The sequence below is a fragment of the Actinoplanes hulinensis genome, assembly GCF_019429605.1.
Classification (GTDB): domain Bacteria; phylum Actinomycetota; class Actinomycetes; order Mycobacteriales; family Micromonosporaceae; genus Actinoplanes; species Actinoplanes campanulatus.
This window is the reverse complement of the sequence record NZ_JAHXZI010000002.1, coordinates 235,402-253,754: the sequence shown is the minus strand read 5'-3', so window position 1 is coordinate 253,754 and position 18,353 is coordinate 235,402. Positions and strand designations below refer to the sequence as shown.

14 protein-coding genes are annotated in these 18,353 nt (G+C 66.2%); 10 read left to right on the top strand and 4 right to left on the bottom strand.

Annotated features, from left to right (window positions below):
• Positions 1-377 precede the first annotated feature (377 nt).
• On the top strand, positions 378-1,085 hold the full coding sequence (locus KZ829_RS04950) for a hypothetical protein (protein WP_220142643.1): 708 nt from the start codon (positions 378-380) through the stop codon (positions 1,083-1,085).
• The gene (locus KZ829_RS04945; protein WP_220142642.1) at positions 1,082-3,367 is read left to right on the top strand and encodes a bifunctional polysaccharide deacetylase/glycosyltransferase family 2 protein; all 2,286 of its coding nucleotides are present in this window, start codon (positions 1,082-1,084) and stop codon (positions 3,365-3,367) included. The genes KZ829_RS04950 and KZ829_RS04945 overlap by 4 nt, the downstream gene beginning before the upstream one ends.
• Before the next feature lie 55 nt (positions 3,368-3,422).
• On the opposite strand, the gene KZ829_RS04940 is transcribed toward KZ829_RS04945, so the two are convergent.
• Positions 3,423-4,667 (bottom strand): GAF domain-containing sensor histidine kinase, encoded by a 1,245-nt coding sequence (locus KZ829_RS04940; RefSeq protein ID WP_220142641.1) that lies wholly within the window; start codon positions 4,665-4,667, stop codon positions 3,423-3,425.
• A gap of 131 nt (positions 4,668-4,798) precedes the next feature.
• Here KZ829_RS04940 and KZ829_RS04935 point away from each other — a divergent pair, with 131 nt between their 5' ends.
• Positions 4,799-5,302 (top strand): DUF2199 domain-containing protein, encoded by a 504-nt coding sequence (locus KZ829_RS04935; protein ID WP_220142640.1) that lies wholly within the window; start codon positions 4,799-4,801, stop codon positions 5,300-5,302.
• Positions 5,303-5,311: 9 nt separating this feature from the next.
• Positions 5,312-5,770, top strand: coding sequence for a GNAT family N-acetyltransferase (locus KZ829_RS04930; RefSeq protein WP_220142639.1), 459 nt, complete (start codon positions 5,312-5,314; stop codon positions 5,768-5,770).
• A 695-nt stretch (positions 5,771-6,465) separates the two neighbouring features.
• On the opposite strand, the gene KZ829_RS04925 is transcribed toward KZ829_RS04930, so the two are convergent.
• The gene (locus KZ829_RS04925; protein ID WP_220142638.1) at positions 6,466-6,909 is read right to left on the bottom strand and encodes a hypothetical protein; all 444 of its coding nucleotides are present in this window, start codon (positions 6,907-6,909) and stop codon (positions 6,466-6,468) included.
• 89 nt (positions 6,910-6,998) lie between these two features.
• Here KZ829_RS04925 and KZ829_RS04920 point away from each other — a divergent pair, with 89 nt between their 5' ends.
• The 3 genes from KZ829_RS04920 (at position 6,999) to KZ829_RS04910 (ending at position 10,553) form a co-directional block, all read left to right on the top strand.
• The gene (locus tag KZ829_RS04920) at positions 6,999-8,333 is read left to right on the top strand and encodes a tyrosine-type recombinase/integrase (RefSeq protein ID WP_220142637.1); all 1,335 of its coding nucleotides are present in this window, start codon (positions 6,999-7,001) and stop codon (positions 8,331-8,333) included.
• Between the two features lie 175 nt (positions 8,334-8,508).
• Positions 8,509-9,762, top strand: a complete 1,254-nt coding sequence (locus KZ829_RS04915) for a pentapeptide repeat-containing protein (protein ID WP_220142636.1) — start codon at positions 8,509-8,511, stop codon at positions 9,760-9,762.
• 260 nt (positions 9,763-10,022) lie between these two features.
• On the top strand, positions 10,023-10,553 hold the full coding sequence (locus KZ829_RS04910; RefSeq protein ID WP_308285341.1) for an NUDIX hydrolase: 531 nt from the start codon (positions 10,023-10,025) through the stop codon (positions 10,551-10,553).
• On the opposite strand, the gene KZ829_RS04905 is transcribed toward KZ829_RS04910, so the two are convergent.
• Positions 10,550-11,683, bottom strand: coding sequence for a helix-turn-helix domain-containing protein (locus KZ829_RS04905; RefSeq protein ID WP_220142634.1), 1,134 nt, complete (start codon positions 11,681-11,683; stop codon positions 10,550-10,552). The two genes, KZ829_RS04910 and KZ829_RS04905, sit on opposite strands and share 4 nt — an antisense overlap.
• Positions 11,684-12,184: 501 nt before the next feature.
• On the opposite strand from KZ829_RS04905, the gene KZ829_RS04900 reads away from it, so the two are divergent.
• The 3 genes from KZ829_RS04900 (at position 12,185) to KZ829_RS42660 (ending at position 14,000) form a co-directional block, all read left to right on the top strand.
• Positions 12,185-12,454 carry a hypothetical protein gene (locus KZ829_RS04900; protein WP_220142633.1) on the top strand — a complete coding sequence of 90 codons (270 nt, stop codon included), beginning with the start codon at positions 12,185-12,187 and terminating at the stop codon, positions 12,452-12,454.
• A gap of 112 nt (positions 12,455-12,566) precedes the next feature.
• Positions 12,567-13,529, top strand: a complete 963-nt coding sequence (locus KZ829_RS04895; RefSeq protein WP_246635072.1) for a Mur ligase domain-containing protein — start codon at positions 12,567-12,569, stop codon at positions 13,527-13,529.
• 12 nt (positions 13,530-13,541) lie between these two features.
• The gene (locus KZ829_RS42660) at positions 13,542-14,000 is read left to right on the top strand and encodes a glutamate ligase domain-containing protein (RefSeq protein ID WP_308285340.1); all 459 of its coding nucleotides are present in this window, start codon (positions 13,542-13,544) and stop codon (positions 13,998-14,000) included.
• Positions 14,001-16,370: 2,370 nt separating this feature from the next.
• On the opposite strand, the gene KZ829_RS04890 is transcribed toward KZ829_RS42660, so the two are convergent.
• The gene (locus KZ829_RS04890; protein ID WP_308285339.1) at positions 16,371-17,744 is read right to left on the bottom strand and encodes a UDP-N-acetylmuramoyl-tripeptide--D-alanyl-D-alanine ligase; all 1,374 of its coding nucleotides are present in this window, start codon (positions 17,742-17,744) and stop codon (positions 16,371-16,373) included.
• Between the last annotated feature and the right edge of the window lie 609 nt (positions 17,745-18,353).

Here is an 18,353-nt window from a genome sequence, read left to right as displayed (position 1 = left end):
AAGCGGGCGATTGGGGCGCGCAACAAGAGCTTAACTAGGTCGGATGGCGTGCACAACGGGTGCGGCCAGGAGTTTGTCGTGTCGCTCCCACCATCACAGCGATTCAGACATTAAGTTCTTACTTCTCTTATCGGTTTAATCCTTTCGCGAGAATTGCTCGGCCACGCAGTCGGGAATACGACAGTAATTGCTGGGGATAAGGGCATAACGTCTTTCGATCCGATGCCCCGCCGCTGGTCAGCGAAACGGGTTCACACCCCCTCCGACCGGCCAAATCGCCACGCATGGCATTTCGTCCTATTTCAGAGGATCAGTCGACTGTCCCCCTTGTGAGTGATCTGTGCCAAGATCGCGATAAATGTTCTTAAGCTCGCCGCGTGACTTCGCAGGAGCCCAGAGACCCACACGACCCCCACCTCCCCACGGAAGTGATCACCGTGCCGGAGCCGGCGCCGGTGTTCGTGGACTCCACCGGGCGGCGCAGCCGGTTGCTCCGGCGCCTCGCACTGGCCTTCGGCATCCTTCTCGTCGTGTACGGGGGCCTGGTGGGCATCAGCCTGGCCGGCGGTCCGGTGAGCTCGAGCGCGGTGTTCCCACTGCCCGGACTGGATGACGAGGACGACAAGGACGAGGAGCAGGAGCCCACGGCCCGTCCCACCCCCGCGCCGACACCCACGCCGAACGCCACCCCGACCCGGCGCGTCGAGTCGGTGGAGCGGCGTTCCGGCGGCACCGAACGCCGTACCGCGAGCCAGTCCGCGACGACCTCCAGCAAGCCGGCGCAGTCGACCACCCGGCCATCGGCCACCGGAACGCCCAGCGCCACGGCCACCAAGACGCTGGAGTCCACCAAAACGCCGACACCGACCCCCACCTCGACGGACACCCCGGTCCCGAACCCGAGCGAGCCGGTGCCGCCGGCCCCGCCGGCGGTCCCCGACTCCGGCGGTGAGGGTGGTGGCGGCCCGGTGCAGGCCGAGGAGACCGGTACTCCCCCGCCTCCGCCTCCGCCCCCGCCGGCGCCGTCGCCGGCCGCCGACGACCCGGCCGACAGCGCTCCACCGTCCACCCGGGCCGCCCCGTGACTCGCCCGTCCCGCCGGGCCCGGGCCCGCAACCGGCGCCGCATCGTGCCCCCGCCGCGCGTGCTGCTCGGCACGCTCCTGGTCGTGTTCTTCACGGCGGTGCTGTTCGTGCAGACGTACATCAACCCCAAGGTCGCCGGCGACCACGTGGCGAGCAAGGCCGGCGACTACGCCGGGGTGCCGACGGCGATCCGCGACGGCGGCCCGATCATCAACACCACCGGCGGCCAGGAGAGCACCAGCCGGCTGCCGGAGCGCACCATCGCGCTCACCTTCGACGACGGACCGGATCCGGTGTGGACGCCGAAGATCCTGGAGGTGCTGCGCGAGCAGGACGCCCACGCCACCTTCTTCGTCGTCGGCGCCCAGGTCGCCAGGCACCCCGAGCTGACCAAGCACGTCGTGGACGGCGGCCACGAGTTGGGTTTGCACACCTTCACCCACCGCAACATGCAGAAGCTCGCCCCGTGGCGGCGGGAGCTCGAGCTGTCCCAGAACCAGGTGGCGATCGCCCGGTCCACCGGGGTACACACCAACCTGGCCCGGTTCCCGTACTCGTCCATGAACCCGGCCATCGACAGGGCCAACTGGGAGCTGGTCAAGGAGGCCGGCGCTCTCGGCTACCTGGTCGTGGTCAACGACAGGGACAGCCGGGACTGGGAGCGCCCCGGGATCGACGAGATCATCGCCAACGCCACCCCGGCCGACGGCCAGTCCGCGATCGTCCTCTTCCACGACGCCGGTGGCGAGCGCTCGCAGACCGTCGCGGCGCTGCGCGAGTTCATCCCGCGGATGAAGGCTCAGGGCTACCGCTTCACCACCGTCACCGAGGGGCTCAACCTGGGCCTCGCCGGACGCGCGGACGCCCCCGCGGCGGCGCTGCCGGTCAACCCCGAGGCGCCGGCCGGCGACAAGTGGCGCGGCATGGCCCTGATCTGGACGGTCAGCCTGGCCGACGGCATGGTCATCGTGATCGCCGGGCTCTTCCTGGTGGTCGGGCTGCTGACCATCGGCCGTACGCTGCTCATGCTCGCGCTCGCGACGCGCAACGCCCGGCAGCGGCGCAAGCCCGGCTGGAGCTGGGGTCCACCGGTGAACGAGCCGGTCTCGGTGATCGTGCCCGCCTACAACGAGAAGGAGGGCATCGAGGCCGCGGTCCGCTCACTGGCCGGCGGCAACCATCCGATGATCGAGGTGGTGGTGGTCGACGACGGCTCCACCGACGGCACCGCCGACCTGGTCGACCGGATGGACCTGCCGCACGTGCGGGTGGTCCGGGTGCCCAACGGCGGCAAGCCGAACGCCCTGAACACCGGCGTGGCCATGGCGAAGCACGACCTGATCGTGATGGTCGACGGCGACACCGTCTTCGAACCCGACGCGCTGCACCGGCTGGTCCAGCCGTTCGGCGACCCGTCGGTGGGCGCGGTGGCCGGCAACGTCAAGGTCGGCAACCGGGAGACCATGGTCGCCACCTGGCAGCACATCGAGTACGTGATCGGCTTCAACCTGGACCGCCGCCTCTACGAGGTGCTGAACTGCATGCCCACCGTTCCCGGCGCGATCGGCGCGTTCCGGCGGGAGGCGCTGGCCCAGGTGGGCGGGGTCAGCGACGAGACCCTGGCCGAGGACACCGACGTCACGATGGCGCTGTGCCGGAAAGGGTGGCGCGTCGTCTACGTGGAGGACGCCCTGGCCTGGACCGAGGCGCCGACCACGCTGGAGCAGCTGTACCGCCAGCGGTACCGGTGGAGCTACGGGACCATGCAGGCGATGTGGAAGCACCGGCGGTCGCTCTTCGAGTCCGGGCCGTCCGGCCGCTTCGGGCGGGTGGGCCTGCCGTTCCTCGCCCTCTTCGGGGTGGCGCTGCCGATGCTGGCGCCGGTGGTCGACATCATGCTCGTGTACGGCCTGGTCTTCTGGGAGCGTCAGGAGACCGTGGCGGCCTGGCTCGGCATGCTGGCCCTCCAGTTGTTCACCGCGGGGGTCGCGTTCCGCCTCGACAAGGAGTCGTTCAAGCCGCTGCTCCGGCTGCCGTTGCAGCAGTTCGCGTACCGGCAGCTGATGTATCTGGTGCTGTTGCAGTCGGCGACCACGGCCCTGACCGGTGGACGGTTGCGCTGGCACAAGCTCAACCGGGCCGGCCTGGCCCCGCGCTCGCCGGTTCCACCGCCACCGCCACCAACGCCGCCGGCGCCGATGCCGCCCGGGCAGCGGGTGGCGCCCGAGGTGGACACCTGGCCGCCGAGCGCGCACGGAAGGCCACCGGCACGGCGGCGATGAGACCGGCCCGCCCCCGACCGAACTGCAGCCGGTCGGGGGCGGGTTCCGCTCGTGCTCAGGCGATGGCCAGGTCCCGGATCATCTCGGCCGGCGTCATCTCGGCGTACGGGAACACGACGTGCAGTGACGTCCCGTCGCCCGGCCGGTCGGAGAGCGCCACGGTGGCGTGATGGGCGTCCAGGATGCGTTTGGCGACGGCCAGCCCCCGGTCCGGCCCCGGTACGTCGGTCGGGTTGGCGATGGCCCCGTAGTACAGGTGCGGGAACAGCTCGGGCCGCAGGCCGTCGGGCAGGTCCATGTCGTCCAGCCGTACGGTCGGGCCGGACTCCATCTCGGTGCCGACCCGTACCCGGCCGCCCTCCGGCGTGTATTTGACCGCGGCGAACAGCAGGTGCGTCAGGACCTGCTCCAGGCGCACCGGATCGGCGATGATCGGCAACGACGGGCCGCCCGCCTGGTTGAGGATCCAGATGTGCTTGCTGGCGGCGATCGGGCGTACCGCCTCCACCGCCCGCTGGGTGACCCGGGTGAGGTCGCACTGCCGCATGTGCAGGCTCTCCCCGCCCAGCCCGGCGTCGGCCATCGTGGTGAGGTGGTCGATCAGCTCACGGAACCCCCGTACGTGCGCCGCCGTGGCCCGCCCGACCAGGTCCGCCATCTCGGCGTCGTGATAGCCGGTGTCGCCCAGCCGCTCCAGGTAACCCGACATGAGCCGCAGCGACGACCGCAGCTCCCCGCCGACCAGACCGGCCAGGTCGTCCTTGCGGCGCTCCAGCTCCTGGAGCCGGGCCGTGGTGTTGGCCAGCGCGAAGGCGTACCGGCGCAGCTCCAGCTGGGCGGTCACCTGCCGGGCGAGGGCACGCAGCGCCTGCTGCTGCTCCATGTCGAGCCGCCGCGGTTCGAAGTCCGTGACGCAGAGGGTGCCGAGCGCGAATCCGTCGGTGGTCAGCAGCGGCATCCCGGCGTAGAACCGGATGCCACCGCTCGCGGCCACCGCCGGGATGTCGGCGAACCGGTCGTCCGCCCGGGTGTCCGGAACGACGAGCAGGTCACGGCCGAGGATGGCGTGGGCGCAGATGGACACGTCCCGGGAGGTCTCCGCGACCTCGGAGCCGGTCCGGGCCTTGGCCCACTGCCGATCGGCGTCGACCAGGCTGACCATCGCGATGGGCGCCTCACAGACCCCGGCCGCCAGCGCGACGATGTCGTCGAAATCCTTCTCCGGGGGGCTGTCGAGGATGTCGAGCGAGTACAGCGCCGCCAGCCGCTCGATCTCGTTGTCGGGCAGTGGTGCTTTCATGTGACGTCACCTCCGAGACTTGATTCAGAGGTACCACCCAAAAGTAGCAAGACTCGCTTTTCACCCAGATCAGGCACCGACAGCGGCCGTGCCGACCGTCACTACCGGTGCCGCCCGTATGCTTCGCGGCCATGAGCACCGAGCAGTTCACCTGCGGCACGTGCGGGGCCGTGCACGACGGCCCGCCGCTCAGTTTCGCCGCTCCGGCCCCGGATTTCTGGCAGCCGGAGATGGCGGACCAGGAAGGCTGCCTGCTGGACGCGGACCTGTGCGTGATCGCCGGGGAGCAGTTCTTCGTCCGCGGCCTGATCGAACTGCCGGTCTGGGACACCGGGGAGATATTCACCTACAGCATGTGGGTGTCACTGAGCCGGGCCAGCTTCACCCGTGCGGTCGACGTCTGGGAACAACCCGGCCGGGAGAAGGAGCCGCCCTACTTCGGCTGGCTCTCCAACGTCATCGCCGGGTACGAACCGTCGACGCTCAACCTGCGGACGAACGTGCACACCCGGGCCGTGGGGCAGTTGCCGTACATCGAACTGGAACCGACCGGCCACCCACTCGCCGTCGAACAACTCGCCGGAGTCACCCGGACCCGGGTGGAGGAGATCGCCGCCTTCCACCTGCACCGCTAACCTGCCGGAATGCATCTCCGCAAGGTCGACCCGGACAACTACGAGGCGGCACTGGCCCTCTCCGTCCGCCCCGACCAGGACGACCTGGTCGCGCCGGTGGTCAAGTCCCTCGCCGAGGCGTACGTCTACCCCGAATACGCCTGGCCCCGCCTGATCTACGACGGCGACGAACTGGTCGGTTTCGTGATGGCCTTCCTCGACCTCCCGTGGGGCGAACCCTCCGACCCCACCGACCTGCGCTCCGGCCTCTGGCGCCTCAACATCGCCGCCGACCGCCAGGGCCGCGGCTACGGCACCTTCGCGGTGGAGGCCGTCTGCGCCGAGATCCGCACCCGCGGCGGAACCCGCGCCTACGTCACCTACGAGCCCCGCGAGGGCGGCCCCGCGCCGTTCTACGCCAGGCTGGGCTTCACCCCCACCGGCGAGATCATTGAGGGCGAGACGGTCGCGGTCAAAACCCTTACATAGGTACGGTTCTGGAGCCTGTTTCCTCAGTTGCGGGTGGCCGCGATATCACGTCGCGCCGTCGGATGGCTGTGGCGTCATCCCGACTCGCTAGCGATCTTGGTCGGAAGCCTTCTTCTTGGCCGCCCACGGCCGAATCCGCAATCCCTCGCCCAGCGAACGCGTCACCCGGAGCGATCTTGGTCGATCTGCCACCGTTTCGGGTGGCCAATCGTTCAAGATCGCATAGCGTCGGCATATAAAGCGGACGAAACGGGCACCCTTTGCCGACGAGAGCCCCATTTCCACTTAGCGCGGCGGACGCCGGCCCCATGTGGTGATTCGCCCGACCGGGCGCTTGCCGTAGAACCGCAAACACCCAGGGAGAAGGCTCCCGGATGGCCGGGATCGCTCAGGATCGCGCCGTTCGGCAACAATTGCCCAAGATCGACATCGGTTCTTGCGGACGACTCGAACCGCCGCCGGCGACCGGCCTAAGCTCGCGGTGAAGGCGGGGGACAAGCGAACAGGCGACATAACATCGACGCCCAGGCAACGACCGAGAAAGAGATTCTCTGGCCACCTCGATCTACCACAAAGACCAGCGAACGGGACCTCTCGCTTACACGGAGTTCCGGCCGGCCGGGTTTTCGGGAGTGAGCGCGCACGAAAGCCGCCGAGTGTGCGGCCGCCGGTCCCGGCGGAACCGCGGACGACGATCAAAGTGACCGGCGCAACGGCCGAGAGCGCCAACCCGGGTGCCCGGGAAGCACCACCGCGACCACCCGCCCGAAGTCCAGCGGTAGAGCCACCTCGGGACAGCGTGACGACCGCGGCCATGTCACCGTCGGATTCCTGAGCGGCCGGCGCTCGATCGTCATGCCGAACTCGCGCAAACACCGCCGGGCCACCTCCAGCAGCCGCTCACGGTTCGGTTTCGCCTGCCGTTCGGTCCATTCGAACGGTGCTGAAAACCGAACGACGTCACCCTCTGGTGACAAACCAAAAACGCCCGGACCGAAGTCCAGGCGTTTCCCAAGGGTGGAGCTGTGGGGATTTGAACCCCAGACCCCCTCGATGCGAACGGGGATTTCAGGGAAAATTATCGATGTACTTGATCCCTGTTCTGCCGCTAAAGTGCAGGTCAGAGCGATGATCGCCATGTTGACTGATGCTGGTTGGTACCGGCCGGTAGCGCCCAGTCCACGGTCAAACGACGGTCAAACGATCTTGACGACCTGGGGAGGGCGGCATGGGATTCTCACGCAAGCGAGTCGGGCGGGACGGCAAAGCGCGCTACACCGCCTACTACCTGGACATCCGGGGCCAAGAGCGCTCCGCGGGCACCTTCGCCAACAAGAAGGAGTCCGACAAGGCATGGCAGCGGATGGAGACCAAGGTCGCCGAGGGCCGGGCCGGAGATCCCCGGCGTGGGCGACAGACCTTCCAGACGTACGTGGTGGACGAGTGGCTGCCGAACCACATGATCGAGCTGCGCACCCGGGAGAACTACACGTACTACCTGGACAAGGTGATCGTCCCCCACTTCGGGCCGATGAAGATGGTGGAGATCCTCCCGTCGCACGTCCGTGAGTGGATCGCCGACCTCGTCATCGACGGTGTGAACCCGCCGACCATCCGCTACTGCATGACGATCCTGAGCGCGATCTTCACGACGGCCCTGAACGACCAGGTGACGTTCCTTCACCCGTGCAAGGGAGTCCGGACGCCGGCCATCGCCAAGAAGGTCCGCGAGATCATCACCCCCGAGCAGTTCGACACCCTGTACTCGGTGCTCCCCGACAACGAGTTCCGCCTCCTGATCGAGACGGACATCGAGACCGGCCTCCGATGGGGCGAGCTGACCGAACTGCGACCCCGGGACATCAACTTCGCCACCCGTACGCTCCTGGTGACGCGGGTAGCCGTCGAACTGACGAAGCGATTCCACCCCACAGGTGATCGCTTCCTGGTGAAGGAGTACCCGAAGGACGAGGAGCACCGCCGCCTCAAGCTGAGCCCTCAGATCACCGCCAAGCTCCAGGCCCATGTCACGGAGAACAACCTCGCCCCCGACGACCTCCTGTTCGCGATCCGCGACCCGGAGATCACGACTCCCAAGCTCCGAGCAGTCCCCGACCCAGACACTCTCGGCCTGACCGAGCCGAACGACCAGGGCCGCCAGTACCGGCACGGCTCGCTAAGCGCCTACACCACCGGAAAGTGCCGCTGCCAGCACTGCAAGGCGGCGTTCGCGATCTACCGCTCCCAGCGTCGAGCCGACGGCAAGGACTCCCCGCGGGCGAAGCGGACCTTGACCACCGACGGCCACATCCCGCGCTCCTGGTTCCGCACCACGATCTGGTACCCCGCCTTGGAGAAGGCCCAGATCGGCAGAGTCCGCATCCACGACCTACGCCACGCCCACGCCTCATGGCTCCTGGCCGGCGGCGCCGACCTCCAGGTGGTGAAGGAGCGCCTCGGCCACGCCAACATCTCCACCACCCAGAAGTACCTACACACCCTCCCCGAAGCCGACGACGCCGCCGTAGACGCCTTCTCCCGCATCCGCCGCCGCAGCAGTTAGCTCCAGCGGATCACGGCATGGAAGCGACGGCTTCCGTGTACGACGGAGCCATCGGGCTTCCGTGTACGACGGAGCCATCGGTTGGCATCCAACCGATAGATCAGGAAAAGCCTGGCGCAACGTATCAAACCCCGTTCCCCGAAGGAACGAACGCCTGGCCCTTGAAATGACGTCGATGGAGCAGGTGGCACAGTTGTGCAACCCTGCATCTGTGAACGAGAGGAATCCGGACAGTATCGCAAAAGATCTTGACCGGCACAGCACAGTTCGCGGCTCGCTGCTGCGCCAAGTGATCGGCTCGATCTTTCTTGCGCTCCTCGTGGCAGGCGCAAGTTCCGTCTCCTTGTGGTTACTCCTTGGGCGTCCGGAACTTCCCGAGACCGGCACGGCCCTCAGTGTCGCTGATCTGTACAGCGGTCTCCGAATCTCGCTTGCCGTGGTGGCTGGAGCGGGAGGCGTCGTGGCTTTAGTTGTCGCTTACCGCAGACAGCGCTTCAACGAGGCTCAGCACGTCGTTTCCACCAGGGCAAACGCACGAGAGGAAACAAAACTGTACGGCGAGCGCTTCAAGGTAGCCTCAGAACAGTTAGGCTCCCCTGAAGCGGCCGTCAGGCTCGGCGGCGTGTATGCGATGTTCAGCCTCGCAAGCGACTGGCAACGCGGCCGTCAGATGTGCGTCGATGTCCTGTGCGGCTATCTCCGAATGCCATTCGAAATCCCTGCGTCGGACAATGAGCTTGCATACTCGGAGATTTACAGCAAGGGGCCACGCAGAAAGAGCTCCACAGACAGCACCTCGCCTCTTAGCGGCGAAGTTAAATTGACCACGCGCCAGGAGTTTCAAGTCCGGCTGGCAATCCAGCGCACACTTGCCGCACACTTGAGAGATTCTAATACGGAAAACGAGCGCGAAGAAGTTTTAGATTTCTGGCCCGGAATTCGCATCGATCTATTTGGCGCCACACTATGCAACTTCGACTTTGCGGGCTGTGAGGCAGCGGTCCTCGATCTAAGGAGAGCAACCTTCCTCGGGGACGCTAAGCTGAACGGAATGACGGTCGCTAATGAGACTCGGGTTGACAGTGCCGAATTCTTCGGAGGCGCCATATTTAGTCGGTCAAATTTCGGCGACAACGCCAGCTTTTGTGGAGCCAAATTTCGGCGTGACGCCTCGTGGGCAGGTGCGAAATTCGCCGTTGATGGCGAGTTCAACGGAGCATTTTTCGGTGGCGCCGCACTGTTCGCCAAGGCAAAGTTCGGCGGCGGTGCCTGGTACCCGAACGCCCAATTCGCCGGAATTGCCAATTTCAGTTCCAGTGTTGCCGAAGATGGACACCGCCTGAAGGATGCTCAGGTTGATAACCCGGGTCTGCCGCATTCCTGGCCGTCTGGTTTCAGGGTTGTCAACGGCAAGTTGGCCCCGGTCTAGCAGCGATTCACCGCCTCAAGCTCATCGAAAGCTCGGGGCTTTCCAGCGGTGCTGGACCCTCACCGAGCGGGCTCGCCAGTGATGTGGGCCGCCTAAGCTTTCCGGTCGCTCTTAGTAGCAGGACGCCGAGGAGGCCGGAGACCGCGCCCAAACCTTCCCTGCCCGAGACGGCCCTATAGGTTTCCATGTGGGCGCAACTCGTAGGAGGCCGGGAACTGATGGCGTCATCCGGGGTGAACGAACCGTCACCTGCTTGGCGAGTGCACGGTGAGCGGAGCATCTACGAGGACCGGTGGGTGACTCTGTCTCGCGTCGACATCGAGCCCCCTGGCGTCGAACGATTCGAGCACCACGTCGTCCGCCTGAACAGCGCCGCGATCGCTGCGGTCGTCGACAGCCGAGATCGGGTGCTCATGTTGCGCCGCTACCGCTTCGTTCCGGACAAGTGGGCTTGGGAACTACCCGGCGGCCTCCTGGACCCCGGCGAGGATGCAGCTGGCACAGCCGCCCGGGAAGTCGAGGAGGAGACCGGGTGGCGGCCTCATGCTCTCCGGAGAGTCCTCACCTATCAACCCATCATCGGCATGGTCGACTCACCCCATGTCATCTTCGTCGGCCGGGGTGCCGACCTAGTCACCGAGCCTGAGGGCGGCGAAGAGTCCGGCGAGGTCGCCTGGATCCCGCTGGAAGCTGTCCGCGACCTGATCGCGAAGGGCGAGATCCTCAGCTCCGGAACACTGCTGGCACTGCTTCACATCCTGGCCTTCGGCATCGAGCCGGAACAGCCTTAGACCGTCCGCATCAACCGCTCCACCCGGCGGCGGTGCCGCACCGACCCGGTCTGGCCGGCCAGGCGCCGTGCCGTGAGCAGGCATGATCGCGCGTCTTCGGCCTCCTCTCGAACGAGGTGAGCCTGAGCCAGGTGGCTGAACACCCCGGCCCGCGCCCGGACGAAGGTCGGATCCATCGTTTCGAGCACCCCGTACAGTTCTCCAACGGCGTTGGCGTCACCGATGAGAGCCAACGTATTGCCGCGCCATCGATCAAAATGGCTCTGATTCAGAAAGATACTGACCATCTCCGGATCTCGGTCCTCGCTGTCCGGCGGCAGATCAGCTACGGCACGGTCCAAGGCATGCCGGCAGTCCTCCGGAAGCCCGGCCAGTGCGCACAACTCCCCTTCCACCGCGTTCAACCATGCGGAAAGTCTGCTCGATATTCGGCTGCCGCCCGTTCGCCGCGCTTCCTGTGCCAACGAGACAGCCAGATCATTCCTCCCCGCCTCGACGAGAACGTAAGCCTGCTCCGCCATGGCGTGCGCCAGATATGCGATCTCATCGGCATCGCGAGCGGCGGTTTTCGCAAGCTCGTAATGGCGCCAGGCCCTATCTGCCGCGCCGACGTCCAGCGCTTGCCAAGCCGCCAAGGTAGCGGCTCCTGCCAGCGCTATCGCCACAGGCCTCCGGGCGTCCGGCAGAACGGCGAAGGTCAAGACCTCTTGCAGAGCCGCCAGATGCGAGCCCATCTGGTCGACCAGTGATGCCGCCCCAGCCTGCCGATCCATGGTGCGCAGCAGCTCCGTCTGGGCGAGCAGGGTGCCAACCATCCCCCGCCCCACACTGCGTGCGGAGTCGATCGATTCAAGAAGCTGAGCGTAGCCGTCCGAGCTGAGGGACACCGGGCCGGGAACATCGCCGAACAACTCGCCATCTGTGACTCCGAGAACAGCGCGAAGGATTGCAGCATAGGAATCGGACAGCACCCTCCGCCCGTTTTCCCATTCCGATACGTAGACGACGAGACTCGGAGTGGACGCGATTTCAAGGCCTCGGCGTCGTGCGTACTCTTCGATTCCCGCCACGAGACGGCGTTGAGACCATCCGCGTGCGTTACGCGCCTCCCGTAAGCCGGTCGAGTACATCCCACCCTCCTGACCTCGCCAGGCTGCCAGGTCTCAGGATGCCGGTACTTCTCTCCGTAGCCCAGGGGTTAACTCAGATCTGTTAATAGCTATTGGCTTTCGCGACGGTCCGGCAGCCGCTTGCCTGATTGATGCCTGAACCGCCCTGGGCCCGAAAGGATCAAGACATTCATCTTGATCAACGAGGGTGCAGGGCTCGAAGTGGCACGTCCCGACATCACGGAGGCAGTACATGTCCGGGAACACGTACTACGCGGTATCGGCCGAGCAACTGCTCAGCCAGGCGCAGACGACGCTCGACGAGCACGTGACGTCGAGCGCGACAGGGCGATGCCTGGCCTGTGATTCGCCAGGACCGTGTTGGCGGCGCGAGAGCGCGGTCGTGATCTTCTCCCGGAGCCTCCGGCTGCCGGTTCGCCAGCCAGGGGCGAGTCGACCCGAGCTGGTCGGTGCTCGACGTGTTCCCGTCGCAGTGTCCGGGCGCGGGCTGCCGGTGGCTCGATGCCGGAGCTGACCGACCTGCATGTCCCGTCGCGGCCGGACTGGAACTGCAAGGCCCCGGGCTGTGGGAAGCCCTGGCCCTGTGACATCGAGAAGGCGGAGCTACTTCGGACCTTCCGGGAGTCGCGGCTGGTGCTGCGCATGTACCTGGCCGCGCACATGCAGGACGCCATCGACGACGCGGTACGCCACCCGCTCGACGTGGACATCGACTTCTGGCCTCGCTTCCTGGGCTGGGTTCCCCCGGCAAGCCCAGCGGCGGGGTGTTGACCGGCGGGCGCGGCCGGATCCCCTACCGATCGCGCCCGCCTTCCTTTGATCGGTCACCGGCGGCTGGCCGGTGTCGATAGATCCCTTCCGGTTCTACGAGAGGAACACCGTCATGGCCGACACGGTCACCGGCAATCCCACCCTCGGCGCGTACACCGGCCCCATCGACCTGAGCCGCCCGCACTTCGTCGGCGTCGGCGGATCCGCGATGTCCGGCCTGGCCCAGCTCTGCGCCGCCCGCGGCGCCCTGGTCAGCGGCACCGACGCCGCCGACTCCGACCGCATCACCGCGTTACGGGCCGCCGGCTGCAAGGTCGAGATCGGGCACGACCCGCGCGCCATCGAAGACGCGTCCTGCGTCGTCTACACCACCGTCGCCCAGCACGCACCCGAGGTCGCGGCCGCCCGCGCCAACGGCATCCCGGTCGTCCATCGTGCCCAGGTGTTGCGGGAACTGGCGGGCCGGCATCTGGTCGCGGTGGCCGGGACGCACGGCAAGTCGACCACCGCCGGGATCCTGGTCGCCGCCCTGCGGCAGCTCGGGCAGGATCCGTCCTTCGTCGTCGGCGCGGACCTGGACGTTCCCGGCTCGGGCTCTCACCACGGCACCGGGCCGTTGTTCGTCGCGGAGGCCGACGAGTCGGACCGGTCCTTCCACTTCCTGGAGCCGGCGGCCGCGGTGATCACGACGATCGCGCACGACCACCCGGAAAACTTTGACGGCCTCGACTCCCACCTGATCGCGTACGTGACCTTCGCGGCCCGGCTCCGACCGGAGGGTGTGCTGATCGCCAACGCAGACGAACCGGCCAGCAACGACGTGCTCGCCCGGGTCCGCCGCCTGCGCCCTGACGTGCGGGTGGTGACGTTCGGCCAGTCCGAGCGAGCCGACGTCCGATTCGGCCCCGTCGACCGGCACGGCTGGCAGAGCATGACCGAGGTCCACGCCGGGAACGGCCGAGGTGTGCTGCGGCTCGGCACACCGTCGATCTACCACGTCCAGGACGCAGTCGCGGCCGTGGCGCTGCTGGTCGCCTTCGGCTATCCGATCGACGCAGCCGCGCAGGCCGCATGAGCGTTCACGGGTGTGCGGCGCCGGTTCACTCCGGTCGGGGTGGCGGGCGAGGTCACGGTGGCCGACTGCTACGCCGACCACCACAACGAGATCGCCGCCGACCTCGACGCGGCCCATCAGGTGGCCGGGGACCGGCAGGTGATCGCGGTGGTCCAACCCTCCGGTTATGCCCGGGTCCGAACGTTCGGCCGCCAGATGGGCGCGGTCCTGGCGATCGGCGCCGACTGCACGATCATGCTGGACGTACACGGGACAGACCCGATCCCCGGCGTCTCGTGCGCGTTGGTCGGCGAGGCAGCGATCGCGGCCGGCGGGCACGTCCGCTACGCCACCGGCCATCACCCCGCCGACCTGGTCGCCGCTATCGCCCGGCCCGGCGACGTGGTCGTCCTACTCGGCACCGGCGACGTCAGCGGCCTGGCCATGCCGATCCTGACCCGGCTCCGCGAAACCGCCGGCCAGTACGTGTAGAGCACCCGTCTGTAACGGAAGATCGTCGACCGAAGGCTCGATGGTCAACACATTCGTGTTCCGCCGTGGAGGCGGAACACCCTGACAGTCAACGGACGTTTCGCGTAGCGGGTGTGGTCACCTCAAGTCACCACACGCGAGTTTCTGTTGCCTTGAGCCGTAACCAACAACGCCAGTTTCGACCTCCTCACGCTCTGCGAGGGGTCGTGTGTGATGCCCATGCCCGTCGAGCTTCTTACCGCCGTCCTGTCCGGAGTTGGCCTGGTGGCAGCGTTGAACAACGCGGCCAAGGTCATGATCACTGCTATCGCCGTACGTGGCTCCCGGCCGGAGGACCGTCCGGCCGTCATCGAAGCGTTGTCGAAGATCTTTCGTTGGTGGCCGCGTAGCCAGTAAGGAAACTCGGTCGTGTCCGGGGTGTGGTCCTCGTAGCTCCACACCCCGGCTACGGCTGGTCCTGCCCGTCGACTTCCGGCCGGTTCTCCTTGATCCATGCCCCGACGTCTTGCGCCAGCCACACCGGGCCGAAAGCGAGTTCAGCGAGTGGCTCGGGGAAGCCTTTCCGCTGGATGAGCTGGGAGGTCCACTGGCGCGACATGCTCAGGCGTCTTCAGATCACGAGCGGCGGCCGCCGTACTAGCTGGACTCAGGGCTCCTTGGCCGGATGGCTGGTCTGCTAGCTGGAAGGTATGCCACCCACCGGCCCGAACGTCGCGTGCGGAGGGTGCCAGCATCGCCTCTGAGTGACGAACCCCCCGATCACGTGTCCCCGGGCACCCGGCGACCGGCTCAACGCCGCTGAGACCGACTCCGACCGAACCTCAACAGCTTGTCGAGGACTTTGTGAGCGTCAGCCCGACGCTCCTTGTCCGGGTGCCACGCGGCGATCAGGGAAACAATGCCGATAAGCAGCGCATACGCTCCGGCGGCGACCGGGAAAGCGATCAGAAGCTCGTTCACAATCGGAAGTCCTTAAGGATTGACAACATCTACCTAGACTTCCGAGAATCTGTTATACAGGCCGCCTTCGCTACTGTCAAGGCGCAAAATCGCGAATAGTGAATTTGTTAACCCTGCAACTTATAACCACCCCGCGGTGTGTGCTGACGACTCCGCCACTCGGAAAATCCACGTCACGGTCCAGTCGTCGCACGTTTCGTGTAGCGGAAACCATTCTGACGAACTCCTAGATTCGCCGTAAAATCCTCACCGGAACATTTCTAGATCGGAGAAGTGATGGGTGCGCGAGGCCGTATGGCTGCGTTTCGGGCCGCTCTGGACATCTCGCTTTCCGAACACAAGAGGAATCGACCAATGAGCCCCGCTAACTCCCCTTGACTCGCGTGCTGGCGGCAGGCGCTGGACGAGGAATCCCTTTCTCTAAACGCGCGCCGCAAAATCGAACGGACGTTTCAGCAGAAGGAATCGGAACTCAACGGGAAGCACGGAGCCGCGTACATCCTAGAACTCTCTCCGCTGGAGAAAACGCGGCAGATCATCGCCTCGGCGATCGTCCATTGACGATGGACGGGAGGACTTCCGCGTCATCGAGGGCGAAGCAAACGAGTACAGCGAGGACGTGCGGGAAGCCGACCGCGACGCTGACCTGTACGAATGAGCCGCGGCCCGGACACCCACACCCTGAGACTGGGCCGCCTCGTGCGTCTACGTGGACCTTAGTAGCACTAAAGAGTGACAGCGATTTGATCTGCGCTGCTCCTCATCTAGGCTGATGGACATGCCTTGAGTTTTAGTCGGCTACCTCGGGGACGCTGGTCCTTCGGGCGTGAAGTTGTTCTAGACCTCTGAGTCCGCCCCGCCGACAAGCGGCTCAGCTTTACCAGTCTTGTACTGGTCGAGCTGAGCCCAACGCTCTTCTCGACCAGTCTGTTGTCGAGGAGGACTGCCTACCGTGGGGCTCGCTTCCCTTGAGCCGTATCTCGCCTATGGCCTCTGGCCCTTGGCTATCGTCGTCGCTGCGTATGTGCTGCCACGCTTGGTGGTCGGGATCTTGGCACTGTTCAAGGTTCCGCCGGAGAACCTGCCCGACGTGCTGAAGGCCTTCGCGGAGCTGTTCACCTGGCGTAAGTGATGTTCAGGCAACGGAGGTTTCGCGTCGCGGGGTGTGGTCACTTCAAGTCACCGCACCCCGTGAAGCCGCGCCGGCTATCGACTCACCGCGTTAGCTCCAGCGGTTCTGGCCGTCTTCATTTGTCGTACCAGTCGTTCAGGTAACGACGGGTCGGGCTTGCCGCCCTGCTGTACGCCGACGAAGTCGTCATTGCTCAAAGCCACTGCCCAGATGACGTTAGCGAGCTCCGCGTACCTGTCCTTGGGAATGTTCGGACTTGTAAACGGATGTCCGCTTCTTCAGCTTCGGGCCAGCAGGATCGGGGCCAGCGACATCAGCCTGACACCGTTGGAGCCCTTCAACAGCACCACGTCCCCCGGCCGCACCTGTTCAGCCAGAACCAATGCGGCAGCATCACGGTCGACAGCGTGCAGCGTGGCGATCCCGGCCTTCCCAGCGGTCTCGCCGAGTTGGGCGGCATCATCGTTGCCGACGGTGACCAGCAGATCCACACCCAGCTCAGCCACCGTCTGGCCCACCTCGACGTGATCGTCAACGGAGGTCTCGCCCAGCTCGTTCATCTGGCCCAGCACCGCGACAGTCCGCCGGTCCTGGGCGATGGTCTTGAGGGCTTTCAGCGCCGCCTTCATCGAGACGGGGCTGGCGTTGTAGGCATCGTTGATCACCGTGGTCCCGTCGGCCGCGTCTGCGACCTGCATCCGCCCGTCCGACACCGGATCGGCGTTGCTCAGCGCATCTGCGACCAGCGCCACGTCATCGGTGAAGTGCAACGCAACGGCAGCGGCCGCGAGAGCGTTCGGCACTAGGTGCTCGCCATGCAGCCGCAGCGTAACCGCGGCCTGCCCGTGGGGCGTGTGCAGGGTGAACGCGGCTCGGCCGGCCGCGTCCAAGCTGACAGCCTCGGCGCGGATGGTCGCCTGCGGGCTGAGTCCGAACGTGACCACCTTCGCCGTCGTCCGGCTCGCCATCCCGGCGACCAGGGGGTCATCGGCATTGAGCACCGCCGCGCCGTCAGCGGCCAGGGCCTCCACCAGCTCACCCTTGGCCTGCGCGATCGCCTCCCGGCTGCCGAACTCGCCAAGGTGGGCGGTGCCGACGTTCAGGACCACGCCGACCTGTGGCTGGACCACCGAGGTCAGGTAGGCGATGTCGCCGACATGCCGGGCACCCATCTCCAACACCAGGAACCGGGCGTCCGGGGTGAGCCGGGAGACGTTCTCCGGCATCCCGACCTCACTGTTGCGGTTGCCCGGCGGCGCGGTCGTCGGTCCCAGTTTGGACAGCACCTGCCCGATCAAGTCCTTGGTGGTGGTCTTACCCACCGAGCCGGTCACCCCGACTACTCCGAGATCCGGAAGCTGCTGCACCAGGAAGGTCGCCAGCCGGCCATACGCCGCCAAGACATCCGGGACGACGATCGCGGGCACACCCACCGGTCGCGCCGCGAGCACACCCACCGCTCCGGACTCGATCGCCTGACCGGCGAACGTGTGGCCATCGACCCGGGCACCGACCAGCGCGACATACAGACTGCCCGGCTCGACATGACGCGAGTCGAACGTGACCAGCCCGGTCACCCGCGCAGACGGATCGGCATCGTGGAGAGTCCCGCCGACAGCGGCAGCAATCTCAGCAAGAGTCAGAGGCAGCACCCTGGCACATTACCGCTCGCCCCAATTCGCATGGCCATTAGTCGACGCTGAGGAAATCTCACGCGATATCGCAGACTGAACCTGGCGCGACCCCGTTTCTCGGTGGCAAGCCGGGCGTGCCCGGCGCGGCAGCACCTCAGAGCCGCCGCCGAGCAACCCAGACGGAGCCCATTTCATGGTTTCTTTCGACCATGTATGCCCTTCTTAAACCACTTGCACCTAAAAGTACGTGTGATCGAATGGCGATGCAGCCCTGACCTGGTCTTTTAGGAGGACCAACGAACACGGGTGCGGACTGGGCGACACGGATGATGACCAACGGGTGTACGCCTGGATGGCGTTTGCCCCTGCCTCGGCGGAGGCCCACGTCATCGTGCTTGCGAGGCGCCGAGAAATTCGTAGGCTGGTGTGGCGGCGAAATGAACGGCCTTCCGATTATTCGAATCGCCGCCCAGAGAATGGGGGTTCAAAGTGCTGGCTGGTGACTCCGCCTCATAGCGCCCGACATTCGGGTTCCCCTGATCTTTCATGCGATTTTCCGGTTCACGGCCTGGTGCGTCGTTCGCCCTCCAGGTCGACGGATGCCGGCTGTGCAGAAACCCGGTCCGC